This is a genomic window from Sphingomonas kyeonggiensis (assembly GCF_014204495.1).
GTDB lineage: Bacteria > Pseudomonadota > Alphaproteobacteria > Sphingomonadales > Sphingomonadaceae > Sphingomonas > Sphingomonas kyeonggiensis_A.
Window position 1 is genome coordinate 897,477 of record NZ_JACHLN010000002.1, and the last position, 23,186, is coordinate 920,662.

Annotated in this window: 19 protein-coding genes; 12 read left to right on the top strand and 7 right to left on the bottom strand. The window is 65.8% G+C overall.

Annotated elements, in window-relative coordinates:
- Positions 1-60: 60 nt before the first annotated feature.
- The 6 genes from HNP52_RS11840 to lexA all read left to right on the top strand — a co-directional run bounded on the left by HNP52_RS11840 (position 61) and on the right by lexA (position 9,108).
- Complete coding sequence (locus tag HNP52_RS11840) at positions 61-1,005, top strand: PilZ domain-containing protein (RefSeq protein WP_184167148.1); 945 nt, start codon at positions 61-63, stop codon at positions 1,003-1,005.
- A gap of 419 nt (positions 1,006-1,424) precedes the next feature.
- Complete coding sequence (locus tag HNP52_RS11845) at positions 1,425-3,341, top strand: FAD-dependent oxidoreductase (protein ID WP_184167150.1); 1,917 nt, start codon at positions 1,425-1,427, stop codon at positions 3,339-3,341.
- 39 nt (positions 3,342-3,380) lie between these two features.
- Positions 3,381-4,391, top strand: a complete 1,011-nt coding sequence (locus tag HNP52_RS11850; protein WP_221416256.1) for a heme-binding protein — start codon at positions 3,381-3,383, stop codon at positions 4,389-4,391.
- A 385-nt stretch (positions 4,392-4,776) separates the two neighbouring features.
- Positions 4,777-6,927, top strand: a complete 2,151-nt coding sequence (locus HNP52_RS11855; RefSeq protein WP_184167152.1) for a hypothetical protein — start codon at positions 4,777-4,779, stop codon at positions 6,925-6,927.
- A gap of 242 nt (positions 6,928-7,169) precedes the next feature.
- On the top strand, positions 7,170-8,357 hold the full coding sequence (locus tag HNP52_RS11860) for a molybdopterin molybdotransferase MoeA (protein ID WP_184167154.1): 1,188 nt from the start codon (positions 7,170-7,172) through the stop codon (positions 8,355-8,357).
- Between the two features lie 58 nt (positions 8,358-8,415).
- Positions 8,416-9,108: a transcriptional repressor LexA gene (lexA, locus tag HNP52_RS11865; protein WP_184167156.1), complete on the top strand. Its 693-nt coding sequence runs from the start codon at positions 8,416-8,418 to the stop codon at positions 9,106-9,108.
- 3 nt (positions 9,109-9,111) lie between these two features.
- On the opposite strand, the gene HNP52_RS11870 is transcribed toward lexA, so the two are convergent.
- Together HNP52_RS11870 and HNP52_RS11875 are read right to left on the bottom strand one after the other, a co-directional pair.
- A complete protein-coding gene (locus tag HNP52_RS11870; protein ID WP_184167158.1) occupies positions 9,112-9,807 on the bottom strand; it encodes an EF-hand domain-containing protein in 696 nt (231 codons plus the stop codon).
- 26 nt (positions 9,808-9,833) lie between these two features.
- The gene (locus HNP52_RS11875; RefSeq protein ID WP_184167161.1) at positions 9,834-11,966 is read right to left on the bottom strand and encodes a ComEC/Rec2 family competence protein; all 2,133 of its coding nucleotides are present in this window, start codon (positions 11,964-11,966) and stop codon (positions 9,834-9,836) included.
- An 82-nt stretch (positions 11,967-12,048) separates the two neighbouring features.
- Here HNP52_RS11875 and gltX point away from each other — a divergent pair, with 82 nt between their 5' ends.
- The 4 genes from gltX to HNP52_RS11895 all read left to right on the top strand — a co-directional run bounded on the left by gltX (position 12,049) and on the right by HNP52_RS11895 (position 15,559).
- Complete coding sequence (gltX, locus tag HNP52_RS11880; RefSeq protein WP_184167164.1) at positions 12,049-13,476, top strand: glutamate--tRNA ligase; 1,428 nt, start codon at positions 12,049-12,051, stop codon at positions 13,474-13,476.
- Between the two features lie 33 nt (positions 13,477-13,509).
- A complete protein-coding gene (locus tag HNP52_RS11885; protein WP_184167165.1) occupies positions 13,510-14,793 on the top strand; it encodes a citrate synthase in 1,284 nt (427 codons plus the stop codon).
- Positions 14,794-14,912: 119 nt separating this feature from the next.
- Positions 14,913-15,155 carry a hypothetical protein gene (locus HNP52_RS11890; protein WP_184167167.1) on the top strand — a complete coding sequence of 81 codons (243 nt, stop codon included), beginning with the start codon at positions 14,913-14,915 and terminating at the stop codon, positions 15,153-15,155.
- A gap of 86 nt (positions 15,156-15,241) precedes the next feature.
- Positions 15,242-15,559, top strand: coding sequence for a hypothetical protein (locus HNP52_RS11895; RefSeq protein WP_184167169.1), 318 nt, complete (start codon positions 15,242-15,244; stop codon positions 15,557-15,559).
- Between the two features lie 41 nt (positions 15,560-15,600).
- On the opposite strand, the gene HNP52_RS11900 is transcribed toward HNP52_RS11895, so the two are convergent.
- From HNP52_RS11900 to HNP52_RS11910, 3 genes are read right to left on the bottom strand one after another with little or no spacing between them, the layout of a single operon-like run.
- Positions 15,601-16,998, bottom strand: a complete 1,398-nt coding sequence (locus HNP52_RS11900) for an ATP-binding protein (protein WP_269574971.1) — start codon at positions 16,996-16,998, stop codon at positions 15,601-15,603.
- Positions 16,995-18,095, bottom strand: a complete 1,101-nt coding sequence (locus HNP52_RS11905; protein ID WP_184167171.1) for a DUF2336 domain-containing protein — start codon at positions 18,093-18,095, stop codon at positions 16,995-16,997. The genes HNP52_RS11900 and HNP52_RS11905 overlap by 4 nt, the downstream gene beginning before the upstream one ends.
- A 36-nt stretch (positions 18,096-18,131) precedes the next feature.
- Positions 18,132-19,307, bottom strand: a complete 1,176-nt coding sequence (locus HNP52_RS11910) for a hypothetical protein (protein ID WP_184167173.1) — start codon at positions 19,305-19,307, stop codon at positions 18,132-18,134.
- A gap of 364 nt (positions 19,308-19,671) precedes the next feature.
- Here HNP52_RS11910 and HNP52_RS11915 point away from each other — a divergent pair, with 364 nt between their 5' ends.
- Complete coding sequence (locus tag HNP52_RS11915; protein WP_184167175.1) at positions 19,672-20,280, top strand: hypothetical protein; 609 nt, start codon at positions 19,672-19,674, stop codon at positions 20,278-20,280.
- Between the two features lie 51 nt (positions 20,281-20,331).
- Here the strand turns inward: HNP52_RS11915 and HNP52_RS11920 are convergent, their stop codons facing one another.
- The gene (locus HNP52_RS11920; RefSeq protein ID WP_184167178.1) at positions 20,332-21,528 is read right to left on the bottom strand and encodes an exo-beta-N-acetylmuramidase NamZ domain-containing protein; all 1,197 of its coding nucleotides are present in this window, start codon (positions 21,526-21,528) and stop codon (positions 20,332-20,334) included.
- 116 nt (positions 21,529-21,644) lie between these two features.
- On the bottom strand, positions 21,645-22,112 hold the full coding sequence (locus HNP52_RS11925) for a DOMON-like domain-containing protein (RefSeq protein ID WP_184167181.1): 468 nt from the start codon (positions 22,110-22,112) through the stop codon (positions 21,645-21,647).
- 120 nt (positions 22,113-22,232) lie between these two features.
- Between HNP52_RS11925 and HNP52_RS11930 the strand changes: the two genes are divergently transcribed.
- Complete coding sequence (locus HNP52_RS11930; protein ID WP_221416258.1) at positions 22,233-23,171, top strand: DMT family transporter; 939 nt, start codon at positions 22,233-22,235, stop codon at positions 23,169-23,171.
- Positions 23,172-23,186: the final 15 nt, after the last annotated feature.

The following is a 23,186-nucleotide window of genomic DNA, read 5'->3' on the forward strand; positions in this document are numbered from 1 at the left end:
CCCCGCCTTCAGACCCGGCCCCGCACTATCGCCGTCGAGCGGGGTCGGGAAAAAACATTTATGCGACAGGGACTTGCGTCCTCCACCATCTTCAGCCTCTCGGGCGAAGCCCCAGGGGCGCAGATGCTTGCGGAGCCGGGCGATCACGCCGCCTTCGATTCCGCCGTGCTGGTCGGCGAGACCACTCGCCTGCCCTGTTCGCTGCGCAAGCTGAGCGCTGCCGGCGCGATGCTCCATCTCGACGATGAGATCGTCGAGTCCGAAGGCCTCCACCTCGCGCTCGCCAACGGCCAGTCGCTGCCGGGCCGCATCGCCTGGACCGAGCAAGGCGCTGCCGGCTTCCTGTTCGAGACGCCGATCGACGTGGTCAGCACGCTCGCCCGCAACCTCGCCTGCCTCCCCGCCGAGCGCCGCAGCGTGCCGCGCGTCGAGCTGCACCAGACGATCTGCGTGCGCCGCGGCAACCAGGTCGAGTTCACCCGCAGCCGCAACCTCTCCCAGGGCGGCTGCGGCTTCGAGACCGACATCGCGCTGCAGGAAGGCGATCCGGTCCAGATCAATTTCGACGGTCTGCGCCCGCTCGACGGCGTGGTGAAATGGTCGCAGGGCAGCTTTGCCGGCGTCGCCTTCGGCGAGGACCTGCCCTGGCAGGTGCTGATGCCCTGGCTGCGCCAGGCCCAGCAGACCCCGTCGCACCACACCCGCATGGCCGTGATCCAGGAGCCGACCGGCCTGATCCCGGACAAGCAGGCGATCCGCCTCGACGTCCCGGCCCGCGTTCGCGAGGGCGTGCGCTGGTGGAACGTCAAGCTGCGCGGGATCACCCCCCAGCTCGTCGAGTTCGAAAGCCGCGCGCCCTTCGCCAATGGCGCGCAGCTGTGGATCTCGCTGCCCAATATCGGCGGCGGCCCGGCCTCGGTGATCGAAACCGACGACCGCCACCGCTTCCTCTGCGAATTCCGGCTGCCGCTCAAGGCCGGGGACCTGCAGCGCATCGGGGCCTAGTCCCCTTCCCTAAGGCCGGCATCTTCATCGTGCGCGCTGCTTGCGCGAGCGGGATGCCGCGCGCCCGCCATCGGCATCGACATCAGCGCAGGCCCTGGCGCGCGAGAAGCACGCACGCCTCGTGCTAAATAACCGGCCAGGAATTTTATCGAAAGCTTCTGCCGCAAGCAGTTAGGCGGATTTCGCCCGCACTTTGCACCAAAAGGCACAGTGTAACTGCATATCGGTTCCAAAAACTGTTTTGTCTTCTTCCCAATAATGCATGCTTGGTCAACGAGTCGCAGCAGATGATCTGGGCAGGACCGCCAGTATCTGGCCCCTGGCGCAACAAGAACCGGCGGTGATCCTTGGTCGCCAGCCGCCCGGGATTTTGAAATTCACTGGCGGATCCTGTCCGACGGATCCTGGGGGAGAGCGACATGTCGACCAAGATCAGCCGCGCGGATTTTCTGCGATCGCATCCCGATGCCACCGCATGGGCCGCGCTGGACGACGCGACCAACGAGCAGCTGCGGATCACCCCCGGCCCGGTCCGGCTGGACGAAGGCAGCTTCAAGGGCAAGCGCGCGCTGATCCTCGGCGCCGGCGTCGGCGGGCTGACCACCGCCTATGAGCTGCTGGTCCACAAGACAGGGATGGACGTCACCATCCTCGAGGCGCAGAACCGCACCGGCGGGCGCTGCATGTCGCTGCGCACCGGCGACACGCTGACCGAGGACAAGGACGATGCGCTGTTCGGGTCCGAGCCGGGCGAGACGCAGGTCGTCCGCTTCGAATGGCCGGTCGGCGACGCCGAGCCCTATCTGAACGCAGGCCCCGGGCGCATCCCCTCGGCGCACAAGCGGCTGCTCAGCTATCTTCGCGAATTCGGCGTCGCGGTCGAGGTCTATGTGATGAACTCGATGTCGAACCTCGTCCAGATGGACAAGGGCGCGCTGCGGGGAAAGCCCCGCGTCTATCGCCAGATCGACCATAATCTGCGCGGCTGGATCGCGCAGCTGGTGCATGAGAACGCGGCCCAGCTTCTCGAGGCGACCAGCCTCGATATCCCCACGAACGAGCGCCGGGGGCTGGCGGCGAAGCTCAAGTCGCTGATGATCAGCTTCGGCGAGCTCGACGAGAACGGCAATTATGCGCCCACCTCGGGCAATCCGGGCTTCGAGAACGCGATCTCGCGCGCCGGCTTCGACGTGCTTCCCGGCGTCGCGGCGGGCGAGATCTCCAAGGCGATCAAGCTCGAGGACCTGCTGAAGTCCGAATATTGGGCGCAGACCCGCTTCTACCAGCCCGTCGATTTCCTGTGGCAGCAGACGATCTTCCAGCCGGTTGGCGGCATGGACCAGGTCCAGCGCGCCTTCGCCCGCCAGGTGTCGACGCTGGGCGGGACGATCCACCTGAACAGCCCGGTGACCTCGATTGCCTGGGATGCGAAGACCAGGGAATTCGTCGTCCAGGTCGCCAGGATCGGCAGCAGGGAGACGATCGAGTACCGCGCCGACTATTGCTTCTCGAACATCGCGATCCCGTTCCTCGAGAAGCTGCTGTCCAAGGACCTGCAGGGCGGCGGCGACAAGAGCGGCTTCGACGTGCCGTTCAAGCAGGGGCTCAAGGCGGTCTATGCCGCCCAGGCCCGCCCCCGCATCAACGACAAGGGCGAGTATCAGGACAAGTTCCTCGCCGCGACCACCAAGGTCGGCTGGCAGGGCGACCGCACGCTGTGGCAGGGCAAGCTGATCACCGCCCGGCACACCGACGACCTCAAGCTCACCACCCTGGTCGCGCCCGATGCCGAGGAAGGCGTCGTGCCGATCTTCGGCGGGATCAGCTGGACGTCCCACGAGATCGTCCAGATCTGGTATCCCTCGACCGCCTATCACGACCGCAAGGGCGTGCTGACCGGCGCCTATAATTTCGGCCAGGTCGCCCATGAATGGGGCAAGATGACGGTCAGCGACCGGCTCGACCTGGCGCGCGAGGGCGCACGGAAATTCGGCGTGAAGTTCGGCAACGGCCTGCACGACGGCCTCGCCATCGCGTGGCAGAACATGCCCTATATCAAGGGCGGCTGGGCCTATTGGCAGTCGGTCGGCCCCGCCAGGGAAGCCGCGGACCATTTCAACAATCTGAGCCAGGGCACCGGCATCCACGACGCCAAGGGCAAGCTCTCCGATCCGGTGTTCTTCGTCGTCGGCGACCAGCTGTCCTCGCTGCCCGGCTGGCAGGAAGGCGCGATCGCCGCGGCGCTCAACGCGCTCACCCGCATGGCGCGGCCCGACCTCGAGATCCCGCGCCTCGAGAAGCTGCCCGACACCAGGCTGCTGGTCGAAGGCATCTAGCCGCAACCAATCCGATCATCCGGGAAAAGGGGAACAGCGATGGCATTCAGCAAGAAGACGCTCATGGCCCTCAAGGGCGGCGGCCGCGTCATCCGCGCGGCACAGGAGGGCGAAGCCCTTCTCGGCCCGCTCGGCCTGCTGCCGGGAGTCTGGAAGAACGAAGGCGGGCTGGAAGGCCATGGCTGGAACATGATCGCCCTGCCGTTCGAGTCCGAGCCCGGCTCGATCCTCGATTATCGCCTGCTGATGAACCAGTATAACGAGACGCTCGTCTTCGACCTTGTCGACAAGGGCGTCCCCAATCGCGGGCTCAACGCGCTGGGGAAGCAGGCCGACCAGTCGCTGATGGCGCTCGATTACGAGCAGGTCACCGACCAGATCGCGACGGCGGACTTTCCCCACAGCAATGTCCTCGGGCCGACCAGCCCGCCCGGCAACACCATCCACCACGAGCCCGGCCTGTGGCTCAACATGCTCGATCAGTTCACCGACGGCTTCGACATCGCCCGGCTCTCGACCGTGCCGCATGGCGACGCGGTCCTCGCGCTCGGGCGCAGCGTCCCGCCGATCGACGGCCCGCCCGTCATTCCCGATGTCAGCGGACTGCCGCTCAAGGTGAAGCAGGACCTCGATGGCCGCTATCTCGCACCCTACAGGCACTTCCACGACAAGCCGTTCATGGGCCTGTTCGATCCGGTCCACCCCGCCGCGCTGCTCACTGCCGCCAATCAGGGCGTCGACATCGTCCGCACCACCGTCCTCGACGTCGATACCGAGGCGGAGACCGGCGGGATCCACAACATCCCCTTCGTGGTCAAGCATGCCAACGCATCGTCGATGCGATCGACCTTCTGGATCCAGGAACTCGCCGAGAAGGATGCGCGGGGCAAGCCGAAGCTGCGCCTCCAATATCTCCAGATCGTGATGATCGATTTCGATCCCCGGACCACCGGCCTGCCCGGCCGGATCATATGGCCGCACATCTCGATCAACACGATGCAGAAGGTCGAAGACACGCCCGAGGACAAGGTGGAGCTGCTGACGGCGTGAGAGACGCGCGGGCCGGGTGGGCAATGTCCCGGCCGGCCCGCGAGGCGCCCCGGTGTCGGGGGTCGAGCCCGGGGAGCAGCACTGCTGCCTCCGCGGGTTCCGTCTACCGCGCAAGGTGCGGTTTCGGGACGGATCGCAGGACAAGGTTGTCGAGCTCGCCCCCGTTCGGCACTGTCGGACGGTGGATCGCTAGCTGCCGCTCCCGCTATGACAAAGGCATGAAATGTGGACGCATTCTCCGTACATAAGAACGAAGAGGCCTGTCCTTCGGTAGTTGCTCTCGCATCTTGACCGACAACTGCTTCCGTAGATTCCAGTCAATTTACCCAGTGGACGGGACTATGAACCTTGCGAAGGTTGGGTGATCAAGACATCTTGGTTTCCGATGCGTAAACTTGCCTGTCTTGAACCGCTCAGCGCAATTGGATTTGCTATAGGCGCTTGCGCACTTGCCGGAATGGAGGCCGGTTTAATCGGAGGCGCTGTAGTCGGCGGCGCACAACTCCTATCCCGTGTTTCGGAGGCAATGAAGGGGGCTGATCTCGACGACAAAGCCCTGTTTGCAAGAATGCAGATGGAGGTGCTTCGGGAGGCTGATCGCTGGGACGACACTCCAGAGATGCACGATGCGCGCACGCTTGCTGATGCAGCGATGTCCCGGTTGCTACCCAGAATCATGATGTCACGCGCCGAATTGGCCGCGACAGCAACTGAATCTGCAGATCGTGGCGAGCACTATCCTTCCCTTGTCGCTCGCAAAATTGCTGACGAACTTGGGAAGCATGACTCAATGTTCCGAACGATTACAGGAACAGCGCCAAGCTTGGAGCGCCAGTTCGCTGTAGCAGTCATAGTACGCGCGCTAACCGCGGCGATGAACGACCCAGAATATGCCACGTTGCTTACGCTGGACATGACCATAGAGCTGGGACGAGCGATCCGTGAAACCATTGATGCTGTTTCCGAGCTGCAAGACCGAGTTGACGCTGGATTCATAGCGGTCGGCACCAAGATAGACCAAAGCCTTAGCCGCCTTTCAGAGCAAGCCCTCCGAGGCGTTGTATCGCGTTTCATATTGCTCAGACCGGAAGCAACAATTCCGGACATTGTGGATGCAATCGAGAGGTTCATCCCCGAATTCGAGGCCATGCGCGAGCGCGTCAAGAAACTCGATTCCGATGATGATCAGGTGCGCGGTGCTCAACGTGCGGCCGCGGAAGCGCTTGACGCAGGTGACCTCGGAAGCGCCCGGCAACATTTGGCTGAGGCAGCTTCCAAGCGGCGAGAAAGCGCAATGGATTCCGCGCACGACTATGCCGCCACGGTAGCGGAAGTCGCAAACGCGGATTTGCTGGCTTTCGACTGGATCAGCGCCGACTCTAACTGGCGCGCAGCAACCGCGGCTCTTGGGCCTTATGACGCCTCAGCAGCGGAAGATTTGATCTTTGACGCGGCAAGCAAGCTCCACGAGCATGGGCGCGTTTTTGGAATTACCGCCGCCCTGCGCGCAGCGATCGGACGGTGGCGGCTTCTCGTAGCGTCGGCAGACTCCATCGATGGAGATCCTGGTAATGAAGCCGCCCGGCTGAGGGTTCGCTTGGGCGCGGCCCTGATCGAGACTGGCGAAAGGATCGCCGGTACCGAAGGCGCCCAAATGCTTCAGGAAGCGGCGGATAAATTTGAAGCGGCTTCCATCGTTTTCTTTCGAAATGGCCTGATGCACGACTGGGCAGTTGCCCAGAATAATCTTGGAAATGCTCTCAAATCCATCGGCAACAGAGCCCCAATAGATGAACGCAGAATAATGTTTAAGCGCGCAATGGAAGCGTACCGTGGCGCCCTCACACATTCCTCTCCGGAATCAACCCCTGGCCTTTGGGCATCCATCCATCACAACATTGGGTACCTTCTTAAGCAACTCGGCGAATCAACGGGCGGTGACGCAGGATTAGATTTTTTAACTTCCTCCGCGGACGCCTTTCGAATCGCAGTATCCATATATGATCGCGATACTTCCACAAACGAATGGGCTATGTCCCAAACCGGATTGGGTGCAGCCTTGAAGGCTGCCGGATCAAGACTGTCTCAGCCCAAGGGACCAGAACTTCTCAATCAGAGTATTCTGGCCTTTCGAGAGGCATTAAGCGTACACACGCGCGAGAACGCACCTATGCTTTGGGCGCTGGCGCAAAATAATTTGGCAAATGCATTGCGGGCCACAGGCGAACGCGTCGGCGATCCTACCGGTTCTCGACTTCTCGCCGAGGCAATCGTCGCATATCGCTTAACATTCTCGGTCTACACTCGATCAGAACTACCGATTGAATGGGCCATGGTGCAAAATAATCTAGGCGCAACCCTGATGACGCGAGGTGCTCGCCTTGGCGGCCACGCTGGTTTGCGCCTCATTCAAGATGCTATAGTTTCTTTTCGTTCGTCATTAGCTGTTCGAACTCGAGAACACATTCCCTTTTCATGGGCTCTTACGATGGCAAACCTCGGCCAAGCGCACCAATTTCAGCAGAACTCAGTATAGGCGATGATGTTCTTGAGAATTTTATTTTAGCAGAGACCGCATATCGAGAATCCTTAGAAGTATACTCCTTGGATGAAACAAGCCTGCATCGAGAAGAAATCAGAAGGAAACTTCAAGAACTTCAAGGACTAATGGCAAAGTTCATCAAATAGCTACCGCTCCACCCTAGCGTGCGCCATCCACGAGCGCGCTCTCGATACGCAATCATTGGCACCCCCGCCCCCTTGCCCTAGGCACCAACCATGGCCGCCGCTCTCCTCCCCGTCGCCGAAGCCCAGCAGCGCCTGTTCGCGCGCGCCGCCCCGCTCGCCGAGGAGGAGGTGCCGATCGCCCTGGCCGCCGGGCGCTGGGCCGCTCGGGACATCCTCGCCCGCCGCACCCAACCCGCCTCTGCCCTGTCGGCGATGGACGGCTATGCGATCCGCTTCGCCGACCTGCCCGGCCCGTGGGAGGTGATCGGCGAGAGCGCTGCCGGGCGCGGCTTTGCCGGGGCGGTCGCCCTGGGCCAGGCCGTGCGCATCTTCACCGGCGCCCCGCTGCCGCCCGGCGCCGATACCATCCTCGTCCAGGAGGAAGCCGCGCGGGAGGGCGATCATCTCGCACTGGCCGGCGAAGGCCCGCTGCGCCTTGGCGGCAATGTCCGCGCGCGCGGGCTCGATTTCGTTGAGGGCGATGTGTTGCTCCGCGCCGGAGCGCGGATCACCCCCGCCGCCCTCGCGCTTGCCGCGCTGGCCGGCCACGCGACCCTGCCCGTCCGCCGCAAGGTCCGGGTGGCGTTGCTCTCCACCGGTGACGAGCTGGTCGCGCCGGGCGTGCCGCTCGAGCCCGACCAGATCCCCGAGACCAACCGGCTGCTGCTCGCCGCGATGCTCGCCGATCTTCCGGTCGAGCTGATCGATCTCGGCATCCTGCCCGATCGCCTGGACGTGCTGGAGGCGGCGTTCCGCGCGCTCGATTGCGATCTGCTCGTCACGACGGGCGGGGCCTCGGTCGGCGATCACGACCTGGTCCGCCCGGCGCTGCTCGCGGCGGGGGCGGAGATCGATTTCTGGAAGATCGCGCTGCGCCCGGGCAAGCCGATGATGGCGGGCCGGCTGGGCGATGCGATGCTGCTCGGCCTGCCGGGCAATCCCGTGTCGGTGTTCGCCACCGCGACCTTGTTCGTGCGGCCGCTGGTCGCGCATCTCGCGGGCGCCGCCGATCCCTTGCCGCGCAGCCATATGGTGCCGCTGGGCGAGCCCCTGCCGGCCAATGGGCCGCGGGCCGATTATCTCCGCGCCGAGCTGGTCGGGGGCAGCGCCTTCGCCGCGACGATCCAGGACAGCTCGATGCTGCGCACGCTGGCGCGGGCGACCTGCCTGATCGTGCGCCCGGCCGGGGCGCCGGAGGCGAAAACGGGCGACTCGGCGGAAATCCTCGACATCGCTTGACAAGCGCGCGGAACATTGCATAAACGTTCGCAGTCTGTTCCACGCCAGGAGAAACCGGATGCTCACGCGCAAGCAGCACGAGCTCATCTGCTTCATTGCCGATCGGCTTGCCGAGACCGGCGTCTCGCCTTCGTTCGAGGAAATGAAGGAAGCGCTCGATCTCAAGTCGAAGTCGGGGGTGCATCGGCTGATCTCGGCGCTGGAAGAGCGCGAGTTCATTCGCCGCCTGCCGAACCGCGCCCGCGCGCTCGAAGTGCTCCGCATGCCCGAGCGCGGCGATGCGAAGCCGGCCGCTGCGGCCAGGTCCGCCGCCCCCACGGTCGCCGTTTCGAATCCCTCCCCCTCCACGCCCCTGCCATCTCCCGCGAACGATGTGATCGAGATTCCGCTCCACGGCCGCATCGCCGCGGGTACGCCGATCGAGGCGCTGGAAGGCTCGTCGATGCTCCCGGTTCCGGCGGCCTTGCTGGGCTCGGGGGAACATTATGCGCTTGAGGTGGCCGGCGATTCGATGGTCGAGGCCGGCATTCTCGACGGCGACTATGCGCTGATCCGCCGTACCGAGACGGCGCGCGACGGCGAGATCGTCGTGGCGCTGATCGACGATGCCGAGGCGACCTTGAAGTATTTCCGCAAGGAAGGCGCGATGATCCGGCTCGATCCGGCCAATCGCGACTACAACGCGCAGCGCTACCGTCCCGATCAGGTCCGCGTTCAGGGTCGGCTTGCCGGCCTGCTGCGCAAGTACTGAGGCTCAGGCCAGGAACTCGCTCCAGGCGACCTTGCCGTCGCCACTGCGGTCGAGTTCCTGGAACGGTGCGACATCGGGCTGCTGTCCCTGGAAGCGGAACAGGTTCCAGGCGGCGGCATATTCGGCGGGCGAAAGCGTGCCGTCATGATCGGCATCGAGCAGGTCGAAGCCGGCGCGGAACATTCTGAGGCGGTGCGCGGCGAATTCGGCGAAGCTGACCCTGCCGTCCCGGTTCGCATCGGCCTTGGCCAAGGTGAAGTCGGACGCGGAAATCGCAAAGGGCCGCAGCCCGCGAATATCGGGCATCGAAGCCCGACGCAGCGGCAGCGCCATCACCCGATGCTCTCCGCACCAGATCCGCGGCTCGGCGCGCTTCGGACCGAATTCGTCGGGGGTGAGCACCCCGTCATGGTTGCGATCGAACGCGGCATAGCTCGGCCGGAAATCCGGTGCGGCAGTCACCGCGGCAGGCATGGCCAGCCCGATCGCCCCGATCATCCCCGCAGCCGCCAGCGGGCGACACCAGCGGCGCAACCGGCCCGGCGCAGGCGCGTCGCCGGCGAGATGCGCATCGACATAGCCGCGCACTACATCGCTCGCCGTCCGCCCTTCGGCCCGGCATTGCTCCATGAAGGCGCGCTTCACCGCATGAGGCAGCCGCACTTCGATCGTGTCGCTTTTCTTCGGGTTCCGGATCATGCTCCGAGGAGACCCCGAAGCCTCTGTCAGCGCCAGCGATTTCGTGTCCGGACAGGTGCAAGTCCCTGCTCCGGCACATAGACCGGCTGCACTTTCGGCGGGTGACGCCAGGGATGCCGCCCTCCGCCACGCACCATCGCCACCCGACCGCTGGCAAAGGCGATCGCCAGCCCGCCGGTCCTGGCCAGCTGCGGCCGATCGAGCTTGAGCCAGCGCGGCGCGCAGCCCGCCGGCAGGCGCCGGTCGCTGATCACCACATCGACCTTGCGGCACAGCGTAGTGAATTCGGCCCAGGGCAAGGCGTAGCCGCTCCGCGTCGCTGCAACCCGCCACACCCGCCCCGCGGCGCGATGCTCGATCAGGCACAAATCGAGGTTGCATGCAGCACCCGGCTGGCCGGACAAGGCAACCGGCTCGACATCGCTGCCGCCGGTTTCCGCGAGCATGTCGCGGGTATAGTCACCCGCCCGGTCACGCAGCAGCGCCATGCTGCCATCGGCCATGCGGATCGCGAGATGTCGTCCGTCGCCGGTCACGATCAGATCCGGCACCGGCGTGGCGAGCATCCAGCCTAACCCCATGACAAGCGGCACCGCCCCCGCCCAACGCGCGCCCGTCCGCCAAAGCGCCAGCCACAGCCCGCCCGCCACCATCAGCGCAAAGGCGCCGGCCGGCATGGTCGGGAACGCCGCAACCGCGCCCGGCGCAGCAGCAGTCGTCCTTGCTATCCAGAGCAGCAGTTGCAGCGCCTGATCGGTCAGCCACCAGGCCGGCCAGCCAAGCCCCGCCACATCGAGCAGCAGCGCCAGCGCTTCCAGGGGCATGATCACAAAGGTTGTAAGCGGGATCGCGACAATATTGGCGAGCGCGCCGTAAAGCCCGGCCTGGTGGAAATGGAACAGTCCGATCGGCATCAGCGCGAGCTCCACCGCCACCCCGGTGAGCAGCAGCGAACCGATGCCGCGCAGCAACGCCGCGCCGCGCCCCTCCTCGCGCTTGCCGAACCAGCGGTGCATGAACGGACTCTCGTGCAGCGCGACGATCGCCGTCACCGCAGCAAAGCTCAGCTGGAAGCTCGCGCCCGCCAGCGCCTCGGGCCACAGGAGCAGCACGATCACCGCACCCGCAGCAACCAGCCGCAGCGTGATCGCCTCACGTCCAAGGCTCAACGCCAGCAGCACCAGCAAGGCGGCCACGCAGGAGCGGATCGTCGGCACCTCTGCGCCGGTGAGCAGCGTATAGCCGATCGCCGCCAGCGCGCCTGCCCCCGCCGCAACCAGGGGCAGCCGCCAACGCAGCGCCAGGGTCGGGCTCAGGGCGAGCAGCTTGAGTACCAGCAGCATTGCCGCCGCGGTCACCGCAGTCACATGCAGCCCACTCACCGAAAGAAGGTGCGCGAGGCCCGACCGCTGCATCGCCTCGACATCGCCCTCCGCGATCGCCCCCTGGTCACCCGTGGCGAGCGCGCTGGCGATTCCGCCCGCGCTGCCTTCGACTCGCGACTGGATATGCGCCGAAAGCGACGCTCGCAGATCGGCGCCCGCCGCCCGCGCCGGCGTCACCACCTCGACGGGGTCGAAGCCCTTGCCGGTAGCGCCAAGTCCGGCGAACCACGCCGTACGCGCAAAATCATAGCCGCCTGGTACCGAGGCCTCGGCTGGAGGCATCAGCCGGGCACGCAGCCTAACCACCGCATCCGGCGCCAGGCCCGCAGGCACGTCCCGCGTCTCGAGGTTCACCCGCACCCGCGGCGGCAGGTCTGTGCGCCCGGGCAGCAGCGTCACCCGCACCACCTCGCGCGCCGGCATACGCTCCACCCGCACCACGCGCCCGGTGAGCTCCACCACCGCGGGACGCGCCAGCACCGGCGCCGCCACCCGCTCCGCGCGCCACCAGATCAGGGCGCAGCCCGCTGCCATGCCAAGCCCGCCAAGCAGCAACGCCCGTCCCAGGCGCCCCGGCAGCGCCAATCCCAGCACCGCCACGGCGCAGGAAGCCAGCAGGAAACCGATCCAGCGCGGCGCGTCCGGCAGCAGGAACCAGGCGGCGATCCCGCCGCCCAGCGCCACCGGCAGCCAGAGCGGCAATTGCGCGCGCTCGGCCTCGAGCCAATGCTCGATTGCCGCTCCGATCTGGCGAAACACTGCCCCTCCCCCCATTTGAAGGGAGGTGAACCCCGTGCTAGGGGCGCCCTCGGTGGCTGAATGGGCCATCGGAAACACAGTTTGGGAGCAAGCTCGGTTGGGCGCAACATCTGATACGGGTGCGAAACAGGTTGTCACGCGGTTCGCGCCGTCGCCTACGGGTTTCCTTCACATCGGCGGTGCGCGCACTGCCCTGTTCAACCTGCTGTTCGCCCGCCATCATGGCGGCAAGTTCCTGCTGCGCATCGAGGATACCGATCGCGCGCGCTCGACCGATCAGGCGATCTCGGCGATCCTGGACGGGATGCGCTGGCTGAACCTCGATTGGGACGGCGAGGAAGTCTATCAGTTCTCCCGCGCTGCGCGGCACGCCGAAGTGGCGCGCGAGATGCTCGCCAACGGTCATGCATATAAGTGCTTCGCCACCGCCGAGGAGCTCGAGGCGATGCGCGCCGAGCAGAAGGCGAACAAGCAGCCGCTGCGCTATGACGGCCGCTGGCGCGACCGTGACGAGAGCGAGGCCCCCGAGGGCGCGCCCTATGTCATCCGCCTCAAGGCGCCGCGCGAAGGCGCGGTGACGATCGAGGATCATGTCCAGGGCCCGGTTACCGTCAACAATGCCGAGCTCGACGATCTCGTCCTGCTCCGTTCGGACGGCACGCCGACCTATATGCTCGCGGTGGTGGTCGACGATCACGACATGGGCGTGACCCATGTGATCCGCGGCGACGATCACCTGAACAACGCCTTCCGCCAGCTGCCGATCTATCGCGCGATGGGCTGGGAAGAGCCCGAATACGCCCACATCCCGCTGATCTTCAATCCGGACGGCACCAAGATGTCGAAGCGGAAGAACGCGGTGGCGGTCGACGAGTATCGCGACCAGCTCGGCATCCTGCCCGAGGCGCTGTCAAACTATCTGCTCCGCCTCGGCTGGGGGCATGGCGACGACGAGATCATCAGCCGCGAACAGGCGATCGAGTGGTTCGAGCTGTCCGGCGTCGGCCGCAGCCCGTCGCGCTTCGACCTCAAGAAGCTCGAGAGCCTGAACGGCCATTACATCCGCGCGTCTGACGATGCGCGACTGGCCAGCCTGGTTGCCGCGCGACTCGGTTTCGAACTTTCGGAATCGCAGGCCGATCTTCTGCGCCGCAGCATGGCAGCCCTGAAGCCGCGCGCTGCGAATCTCCTCGAACTCGCCGAGGGAGCGGGTTTCCTTTTTCGCACTCGCCCACTGGAATTGGACGAGGGCGCAAAGGCTCTGCTAGAGGGCGACGCGCGGGCTCTCCTCGCCCAGTTGCATACCGCGCTTGACGGCGTGGAAAGCTGGGATACGGAGGCGCTCGAAGCAGCGGTACGCACCGTTGCGGAAGATGCGGGTGTCAAGCTCGGTGCGGCTGCGCAGCCTCTGCGCGCGGCGCTCACCGGGCGTCGGACATCTCCGGGCATCTTTGACGTCCTAGCGCTGCTTGGACGCGAAGAGAGTCTGGCTCGCATCGCAGACCAGATGACCGTGCCGGCCTGATCCCAGGCCCGGCCCAAACATAGGACGACGTTTATGAGCGACACCGCGAAGCTGCAGGTTCCGGGGAAGGATGTTGAATATCCGATCCTTTCGGGCAGCGTCGGACCGGACGTCATCGACATCCGCAAGCTCTATGGGCAGACCGGCAAGTTCACCTATGACCCCGGCTTCACTTCGACCGCGTCGTGCGAATCGGGCCTGACCTATATCGATGGCGACGAGGGCATCCTGCTCCATCGCGGCTATCCGATCGGCCAGCTCGCCGAGCATTCGAGCTTCATGGAAGTCAGCTATCTGCTGCTGAACGGCGAACTGCCGAACCAGGAAGAGCTGACCGCGTTCGAGAACACGATCACCCGCCACACCATGCTGCACGAGCAGCTCGCGACCTTCTATCGCGGCTTCCGCCGTGACGCGCACCCGATGGCGGTGATGTGCGGCGTCGCCGGCGCGCTCTCGGCCTTCTACCATGATTCGACCGACATCACCGATCCGAAGCAGCGCATGATCGCGTCGCATCGCCTGATCGCGAAGATGCCGACGATCGCGGCGATGGCCTACAAGTACAGCGTCGGCCAGCCGTTCCTCTATCCGGACAACAAGCTCAGCTACACCGGCAACTTCCTGCGCATGACCTTCGGCGTGCCGGCGGAAGAATATGAGGTGAACCCGGTCATCGAAAAGGCGATGGACCGCATCTTCATCCTCCATGCCGATCACGAGCAGAACGCCTCGACCTCGACCGTGCGCCTCGCCGGTTCGTCGGGCGCGAACCCGTTCGCCTGCATCGCGGCCGGCATCGCCTGCCTGTGGGGCCCGGCGCATGGCGGCGCCAACGAAGCGGCGCTCAACATGCTGCGCGAAATCGGCCGTCCGGAGCGCATCCCCGAATATATCGCCCGCGCCAAGGACAAGAACGATCCGTTCCGCCTGATGGGCTTCGGTCACCGCGTCTACAAGAACTACGATCCGCGCGCGACCGTGATGCAGAAGACCGTGCGCGAAGTGTTCGACGCGCTCAAGGTCAACGATCCCGTCTTCGAGGTCGCGCTGCAGCTCGAGGAAATGGCGCTCAACGACCCGTACTTCATCGAGAAGAAGCTGTTCCCGAACGTCGACTTCTATTCGGGCGTCATCCTCTCGGCGATCGGCTTCCCGACCACGATGTTCACTGCGCTCTTCGCCCTTGCCCGCACCGTCGGCTGGGTCGCGCAGTGGAACGAGATGATCTCGGATCCCGAGCAGAAGATCGGCCGCCCGCGCCAGCTCTACACGGGCCCGGTGCAGCGCGATTACGTGCCGGTCGGCCAGCGCTAAGAAATACCGTCACCCCGGCGAAAACCGGGATGATGATATAGAGATCACGCCGTCTCCGCCTTCGCGGGGGCGGCGTTTTCGGTTAACCAATCGGCGACCATCCCACCGGAGTCGCCCGAATGCGCCAGAACCTCCTGATCCTGATCGGTATCCTCGGCTTCATCGCCGGCGTGGTGTTCATGCTCCAGGGCCTGGGCGTGCTGCGTGCCCCCATCTCCAGCCCGATGATCGGTAGCCAGACCTGGGTGGTGCGCGGCGGGATCATCGCGCTGCTCAGCGCGATCCTGGTCGGTGGCGTCCGCCTCGTCCCCACCCGCGCCGAGCGCCGGGCCGCGCGCCGGGCGGAGCGCGATCTACCTTAACCTCCGCCTACCAACGGGTTCAGCAACGCGACTCGATCGCCGCTCTATCATTCTCTCATGCGGGAAGAGAGGAATGGAGAGTTGCAATGAACCTTGCCAAGCTGATCGCCGCGGCCGCGCTTGCCACTGTCGGCATCGCCAGCGCCGCCACACCGGCCGCCGCCGCGCCGGCACCGACCACCAGCGTGATCGCGCTCGCCGCAGCGGCGCCCGCCGCGCAGGACTGGCGCTACCGCGAGCGCTATCGGGATCGTCACTATGATCGCCGCCATTGGGATCGCGGCCGCCACCGCGGCTGGGATCGTGGTCGTGGCTATGGCTATGACCGCCGCTATTATCACAGCCGCCGCGTCTGCTGGAACGAGTGGCGCCGTGGCCACCGCGTAACGGTCTGCCGTCGCTAACCCAGAATAGTGATGGGGCGTCCGCCGGACCGGCGGGCGCCCTATTGCCGGATCGGCAAGCTGAACACGAAGCGGGCACCCTGCCCCGGCGCGCTGTCGACCATCAGGTCGCCGCCCATCGCCCGGGCAAGCCTGCGGGCAATGTAGAGGCCCAGGCCCGAACCGCCCGGCTCGGTCGGATCGACCCGGCCGAACTTCTCGAAGATCTTCTCCTGGTCCGCCTCGGCGATGCCCTTGCCCTGATCGGCGACGATCACATGGCCGTGGCTGTCGTCGCGCTCGAGCCGGATCCACACCATCGCCCCCGTCGGCGAATAGCGCACCGCATTGCCGATCAGGTTGACCAGCACCTGCAGGGCCCGGCGAAACTCGCCGTGCACGGGCACGTGCTCGTCCATCGCCGGCCGGTCGATCCGCACCTCGGCCTGGGCCGCGCGGACCGCGAGCAACCCGGCGGCACGACGCGCGACATCCGCCAGGTCGATCTCCTCGTCCGCCGTGTCGAAATCGTCGCGCTCGATCGCCTGCAGGTCGACCAGGTCATCGACCAGCCCGAGCAGGTGCCGCCCGGCATTGGCGATGTCGCTGGCATATTCGGCATAGTCGGGCTTGAGCGGCCCCTCGGTCTGCGCGCTGATCGAATCGGCGTTAGCGATGATCTTGCCGAGCGGCCCGCGCAGCGCACGATCGAGTCGCTGGCTGAAGGAATCGGGGAAGCCGCCGAACGGCACCGCGGCAGCCGGTACCGGCGCATCCATCTTGGGCGCGGCGGGACCCACCTGGTCGAGCATATGCGCCGCGCCGACGAACCCGGCAAAGCGCCCGCCCGGATCGGTGCGCGGCGTCGCGGCGAGCCGGACCATCCGCCCCGTCCCGCGCAATTCGGCCTTCTGCCCGTCGAAGCGGCCCTGCGCCGCCACCGCGGTCAGGATCGGCAGTTCGCCGGCCTCGTCCTGCTCCAGCCGGAACAACCGGGTGAGTGGCTGGCCCAGCATGGTCGAGCTGTCGAACCCATAGCGCGCGCCGGCCTCGATCGAGAGGAAGGTGATGCGCAGCGACGCGTCGGTCTCCCACAGCCAGTCGGCCGCCGAACGGAAGAAATCACCGTCGCGCTCGGGCTCGCTCGCCGGCGCGCGCCAGCCCGGCCGCAGCCGCCAGCCGCTCACTTCGAGCCGCACCCCGCCCTGTTCGGGCTCGGCCCGCACCCAAAGCTCCAGATCGTCCTCGCCGTCCGCGGCGATCACATTGCGCGAGATGGCGATGCCGAGCCGCTGCGCGAGGCGCGCCAGCGTCGCGATCTGCGGCACGGCCAGCGGCGTGCCGATATTGCCGCCGGCGCGCATGTTCAGCTCGAACAGCCGCGCCTCGGCATCGATCAGCCGCCCCTCGGCATCGAGCCGGGCGATCGACAGCGGCAGCGAGGGATCGATGATGTTCACTTCGCGCCTCCCCGCTGGAGGGCGATCAGCGCGGCGCGATAATCGGGATCGAGCTTGAGCGGCGCCAGCGCGGCGCGCGCCTCGGCCGGGGCGATCGCGGCGATCGTATCGAGCGTGTCGGCGAATTTCTCGAGGTCCCGGCGCGGATCGGCTTCGCTCAGCGCGTAACCGACCTGGGCGACACCCTCGCGACCGATATCCAGCGCCCGCAGCGCCAGCCACAGCCGGTCGGCCGCCGGATCCAGCACCAGGTCGCGCGCCAGCTCGTACGGCACACCCATGCCGTGCCCGAGCAGCGCGATGAACAATACGATCCGCCGGTCCCCCAGCGATTCGACGAGCATGGCCGGGAGTTCGCCCGGCTGGGCATCGATCGCGGCGGCAAAGCGCATAGCGGCGGCTTCGAGCCGATCGCCCTCGTCATAGGCGGCAAGGCTGCGCTGCGCCGCGTCGCACAAGACGCGATCGAGCGATTCGCTGGCATCGACCACCCGTTCCCGAAGCGCCGCCGCCGTCCACCACACCAGCCGGTGGTGCAGCTCGGCGGGTAGCTCCGTCTGGAATTGTCCCACTTCGGGACTGCCCCGACGCCGGCTTTCCGCGATCAGCACCGCCATCGCGCTCGCCGCGACCACCCGGTCCGGATGCTGGACGAATCGGTTGATCAGGCTCGGCCGCTCGGGATCGTCCGGCGCGCTCATCGGCAACGCCGCGCCCAGCATCTCCTGGCGCACCCGCGCGATCAGCTCGCCCATCAGCGCGCCGTCGCGCAGCAGCCCGGAATTCCACAGTCGTGCGAGCACCGAATTGCCCGGCTCGATCAGCTTGGCGACCAGCAGGGTCTCGCTGCGCCCGGTCAGCAACCGTACGGCATGCTCGCGAATCTCGCCTTCCACCGTCTCCACGAGCCCGCGCAACAGCGCGGCCAGGCCTGCGCGGCTATGCTCGTCGAGCCGGGCCTCTTCGGGCAGGAAGAAATCATCAACGGCGACCATCAGACCCTTATAGGCGCGCAACTCCGCAGCCGCCGCACGTGCGAGCAGCTCCCGGGCGCTGACAGCCAGGCCATCGCGCATGTCGATGGGATTCTCCGACATCGACCCCAAGCTAACGGAAATGTCCTTAAGACGAGACTAAGCTTTTTCGCGCGTACCCTCAACTGCCGCAGCGAGCGTGGCGAAGGAATATATCGCAACTGCAGCAAGCCCGATTGTCGCGAATCCGGACAACGCGAAGGGCGAAAAAACCAGCAGGTGCGCCGAGGGGCTCGACCACCAGCGCTTAGGCCGGCTCGGCACACGCTCGACCAGCCATTGCGCAGCCGCGGCAACCACCGCGAGCACCGGCGGCGTGGTGCTGCCGGTCGCAGCGAATTCCACCCAGCCGCCAAGCAGCACGATCAGGGCGAACAGCGCGAAGATCGCCCATTCGAGCAGCCCGGCACGCTTTTCCTCGCCGCGCAGCACCGCCATCGCCGCGCCGGTGGCGAGCGTCGCGGTACCAAGCAGCGCGACGACGCTACCCGCGCCGACCCAGCCCATCGCGGTGCAGACCAGCGAAATCGCCGAAACCACGCCGCCACCGACGCTCACTGCCCAGCCCGGCACGTTCCGCCCGACCAGTTCCGGCAGGACGATTCGCGCGGCGCGGGTGAACACCCAACGATCCGCCCAGTCGGTGCGGCGCTCGGTAAGCGCTGCGAGCACACCGGTGTTGCGCGCAGCCAACCCCTCGACGCTGCGCTCGACGGCATGACCGCCCTTCAGCCAGCCCGCGGTCAACCCGACATGCTCGGCGCCCGATTGCGCGGCGACACGCAGCAGCGCCGACTGGAAGTCATAGTCCTCGGGCATCTGGGCGATCTGGGTGAGCTGCTCCAGCGAAATGCGCGCGATCCCCGCCCAGCTGTCCCGCATGTCGAGCCGCTCGATCGCGGCGGGCGATGTCGGGTCATCGGTGACGAGCAGCGCCTCGCCGCCCGCCTTGGCCATCCGGTCCATCACCGGATCGGTGGTGACCAGTCCGTCAGCCATCACCAGCACCTGCGCGCCAGGCGCGATCTTCTCGGCGGCTTCCTCTGCCGATCGGACGATCTCGATGCGGGGATGGCGCTTGGCGGCGCGATTGACCGCCGCAAGCAGCGCCGGGGTCATCTTGCCGACCGCTACCAGCACCTGCTCGGTACCGGCGCCGAACAGCAGCCGCGCCTGATATTCGAGCAGCGTCATGCCGCCGAACGGCAGCGTCGCCATCAAAGTCCCCGGGCGGCCCTCCGCCTCCTCGACCGCAAATATCAGCCCCGCCAACATGATGCGGTGGTTAGGCGGATTGCCGTTGCGAGGCAAATGCCGAGACGGGTGCGGCAACGCACCGCGTTTCGCGCGGGGCATATGGCGCCTCGGATTACGTCAAATCCATTTTATAATATAACAAAATTGTCATCACATCGTAATTTACAATATTAAGTCACGTATAAATTTCATCGCCATTTGCGAAGCAAATTCACTTGAACCTTCTTAAATCAAGTCGCAGCCTATTCACAGATTTGCTTGGTCAGAACTTTCGAGTCGCGGCGCACAATCGCCACGCTGGGGCATTTTGCGTCCGAAATGAAGCAAGTCGCCGCATATCAGCGCAAAGTACGGCTTTGTTTTTCGAAAATGGAGATTTGCGATGACCATATCGATCCTTCTCGCCGTCTACGCGTCCAATTCCATGGGGGAAGACGTCACCTCGCAAGTGGCGGCCATGGTTGCCGGCGGCAATGACGACGTTGCCGTGAACAACGGCAGCTTCGGCGATCCCGATTCCGGTGCGACCAAATATTTCCTGGCCTGGTACACCGCCACCGGCCTCAACAGCGGCAACCCGATCGGTCTCGCCGCGGTCGAGAACGCAACGGTCGATCTGATCCCCTCGCCCGGCTATCCGGCCTATTATTTCAACACCGCGCCGCAGCCGAGCGTGGCGCAGTCCGCGAACACGCCGTTCCAGGTGAAGCGCGCGATCTATGGCTCGTCCAATAACGGCTTCGACGTGACGGCGATCTGCCAGGCGATCCTGAACCAGGGCGGCCTGATCGTCGACCAGGGCACGACCAACTTCCAGCTCGCGCTCACCAACGAAACCTTTGGCGGCGACCCCGACTACGGGAACACCAAGTATTTCGCGATGCAATATGAGGTCAACGGCGTCACCGCCTATATCGGCGGTGCGGAAGGCCAGACCCTGTCGCTGGGGCTGATCCCGGCGATTGCAAAGGCGGAACTGGCGGACGCCTGACGGAATTCCGGCGGGTGGTGTTCTCCCTCCCGCCCGCCGGAACCCGTTCGTTCAATAGAGCAGGTGCGGCCGCCGTGCCTCGATCCAGGCAGCCTCGTCGGGCAGCGTCCGCGCGTCGAGATCGCCCGGCTCCGCCGCCGCGTCGTCCACCCATTCGCGAAGGTCGCCGCCGCCGTTGATGACGTCGATCGCCAGCTTGTCGAACACATATTCGTACGGGAAATCGCGCCACAGCGGGTAATCGCCGTATAGCTTGCGGATCGCCTTGAAGCCCAGCGCCTGCAGCCGCCACGGCCGGAACGCCTGGTGGTCATAGGCCGCGCCTTCGGCATGGATGAACACGCCCGAGCACAGCGCGCCGACATGCTTGTGGAAGGTGGGCTGGAACCAGAAGTCGCGCAGCGTGCAGCCCGCCAGCCATTGCGGCGCCAGCGTGTACATGGCGACGATCAGCTTCTTCGCATCGATGTCCGGTGCGCCGAACAGCTCGAGCGGGCGCGTGGTGCCCCGGCCTTCGGAGAGCAATGTGCCTTCCAGCATCACCGTGCCGGCATAGGCACGCGCCATGTTGACGTTGGCGGCATTGGGGCTCGGATTGATCCAGGGGCGCTCGATCGGCCAGCCGAAGCCGGGCGCGGCGTCGGGCTGCCAGCCTTCCATCTCGATCACCCGATAATCGACGTCGAGGTTGAACTGCCGGATGAACCAGTGGCCCATCTCGCCCAGCGTCATGCCGTGCCGCATCGGCATCGGCCCGGCGCCGACGAAGCTCTCCCAGCCCGGAAGCAGCGTCGTGCCTTCCACCGGGCGGCCGGCGGGATTGGGGCGATCGAGCACCCACACGCTCTTGCCATGCTCGGCCGCGGCTTCGAGGACGTAGAGCAGCGTGGTGACGAAGGTGTAGATGCGGCAGCCCACGTCCTGAAGGTCGATCAGGATCGTGTCGAACGTGCCCATCGATTGGCCGGTCGGACGGCGGACCTCGCCATAGAGGCTGAACACCGGCATCCCGTACGTCGGGTCGGTATAGTCCGGCGACTCCATCATATTGTCCTGCAGGTCGCCGCGCACGCCGTGCTGCGGACCGAACACCGCCGAGACGTTGAGCCCGGTCGCAACCAGCGCATCGAGCGAGTGCGTCAGATCCTCCGTCACCGAGGCGGGGTGCGCGAGCAGCGCGATGCGCTTGCCTTCGAGGGGGCGACGAAGCTCAGGGTCGGCGAGCAGCCGGTCGATGCCGAATTTCATGCGCTGCTGGATGCGGGGAGTTGGAGCATGACGCAAGCCGGATCGTCGCCCGCCCTCATCGGTTTAGCTTGCTATCCTATAGGGAGAGCGCAACCGGTCTCACCGCCTGCGTTCCGTCAGAAGGCGCTCGCCTGTGCCTGTGCCGGCAATTCCACCACAAATCCCGCCTCGGCATGGAAGTCCGGCTTTCCCGGACCATGCTCGGAGGACCAATAGGATTTGGTCCCGTCGCGCTCCTCGATCACCGCGGTGATCGCCAGTTGCCAAGGGCCTTGAAGCGGCAATTCCACCTCCGCCGCCATCACGCCGCCGGACATCCAGGTGCCGCGCGGGCTGGTAACCGGAGCATCGGCCATGCCTTCGCGGTAGCCGGTGAAGCTGTACGCCGCCCAGTCGCCCGAGGGCGCGAAATTGAGTTCGAGATACCCCTCGCCCTCCCCGCGCACGAACGCTTCAAAGCAGGTCGACTTCCACAGTTCGTCCCGCCGCGCCGGCGCCTCCGTGGCCGGCGGAAGCACCAGCTGGTCCAGCGGACCGAAGACGAAATAGCGCAGGCCCAGCAACTGCGGGGCAAAGCGCGTCACCTTCACTGCGATGCGATCGATCGCACTCGGGAAATCAGGATGCGGGTAAAGTGGAACACGAAGGTGCATGGCGACCTGGCGGCGGTTTGTACGCGCGCGAAGATGCGTTACGGGCCGCGCGTGTCCAGTCCTTTCTACCAGTCCCGTACCGGTGTCTTCCTGCTCGCCACGCTTTGCTGCGTGCTCTGGGGCAGCGCCTATCCCGCGATCAAGAACGGCTATGCGCTGTTGGGCATCGCCAAGGCGGATACCGCCGCGCAGCTGCTGTTCGCCGGCTATCGCTTCGTCCTGGCGGGTGCGATCCTGCTCGCCTTCGCTGCGGCAACCGGCAAGCGGGTCTTCGCCCTTGGCGCCGGCCAGTGGCGCCAGGTGGCGCTGCTCGGCCTCACCCAGACCGGCATCCAGTATGTGTTCTTCTATGTCGGCCTCGCCAATGCGTCGGGCGTGAAATCCTCGATCATGAACGCGACGGGCGTGTTCTTCAGCGTGGTGATCGCCCATTTCCTCTATGCCGACGACCGTCTGAGCAGCCGCAAGGCGCTGGGCTGCCTGGTCGGCTTCCTCGGCGTGGTGGTGGTCAACCTGGGCGGCAACGGCCGTCTCGACTTCGATTTCAGCCTGCTCGGCGAAGGCTTTGTCATCATCGCCGCCTTCGTCCTCGCCGCCGCCTCGATCTACGGCAAGCGCATCTCGCGCGACATGGATCCGCTGGTGATGACCGGCTGGCAGCTCGGCATCGGCGGACTGATCCTCACTTCGGTCGGTCTTGGTGGCAGCGGTCATATCGCCGCGCCCAGCCTGCCCGCTGGCGTGCTGCTGCTCTATCTCGCGCTGCTGTCCTCGGTCGCTTTCGCGCTGTGGAGCCTGTTGCTCAAGCACAACCCGGTCGGCCTGATCGCCGCGTTCAACTTCCTGATCCCGGTGTTCGGCGTCGCGCTCTCGGCGATCTTCCTCGGCGAGTCGCTGCTCCACTGGAGCTATCTCGCCGCGCTGCTGCTGGTCTGCGCCGGCATCTGGATGGTGACGCGGCCGTCCGTGCCGAAGCGGGTTGCGGGATGAGGCCGGGTCGCCCCA

Excerpts from the sequence above, each read along its gene's own strand:
- HNP52_RS11840 (WP_184167148.1), top strand. The coding sequence starts at position 61 with ATGCGACAGGGACTTGCGTCCTCCACCATCTTCAGCCTCTCGGGCGAA.
- HNP52_RS11915 (WP_184167175.1), top strand. The coding sequence starts at position 19,672 with ATGACCATATCGATCCTTCTCGCCGTCTACGCGTCCAATTCCATGGGG.
- HNP52_RS11920 (WP_184167178.1), bottom strand. The coding sequence starts at position 21,528 with ATGAAATTCGGCATCGACCGGCTGCTCGCCGACCCTGAGCTTCGTCGC.
- HNP52_RS11870 (WP_184167158.1), bottom strand. The coding sequence starts at position 9,807 with ATGATCCGGAACCCGAAGAAAAGCGACACGATCGAAGTGCGGCTGCCT.
- HNP52_RS11905 (WP_184167171.1), bottom strand. The coding sequence starts at position 18,095 with ATGTCGGAGAATCCCATCGACATGCGCGATGGCCTGGCTGTCAGCGCC.
- HNP52_RS11875 (WP_184167161.1), bottom strand. The coding sequence starts at position 11,966 with ATGGGGGGAGGGGCAGTGTTTCGCCAGATCGGAGCGGCAATCGAGCAT.
- HNP52_RS11860 (WP_184167154.1), top strand. The coding sequence starts at position 7,170 with ATGGCCGCCGCTCTCCTCCCCGTCGCCGAAGCCCAGCAGCGCCTGTTC.
- HNP52_RS11855 (WP_184167152.1), top strand. The coding sequence starts at position 4,777 with ATGCGTAAACTTGCCTGTCTTGAACCGCTCAGCGCAATTGGATTTGCT.
- HNP52_RS11895 (WP_184167169.1), top strand. The coding sequence starts at position 15,242 with ATGAACCTTGCCAAGCTGATCGCCGCGGCCGCGCTTGCCACTGTCGGC.
- HNP52_RS11885 (WP_184167165.1), top strand. The coding sequence starts at position 13,510 with ATGAGCGACACCGCGAAGCTGCAGGTTCCGGGGAAGGATGTTGAATAT.
- lexA (WP_184167156.1), top strand. The coding sequence starts at position 8,416 with ATGCTCACGCGCAAGCAGCACGAGCTCATCTGCTTCATTGCCGATCGG.
- HNP52_RS11910 (WP_184167173.1), bottom strand. The coding sequence starts at position 19,307 with ATGTTGGCGGGGCTGATATTTGCGGTCGAGGAGGCGGAGGGCCGCCCG.
- HNP52_RS11850 (WP_221416256.1), top strand. The coding sequence starts at position 3,381 with ATGGCATTCAGCAAGAAGACGCTCATGGCCCTCAAGGGCGGCGGCCGC.
- HNP52_RS11845 (WP_184167150.1), top strand. The coding sequence starts at position 1,425 with ATGTCGACCAAGATCAGCCGCGCGGATTTTCTGCGATCGCATCCCGAT.
- HNP52_RS11890 (WP_184167167.1), top strand. The coding sequence starts at position 14,913 with ATGCGCCAGAACCTCCTGATCCTGATCGGTATCCTCGGCTTCATCGCC.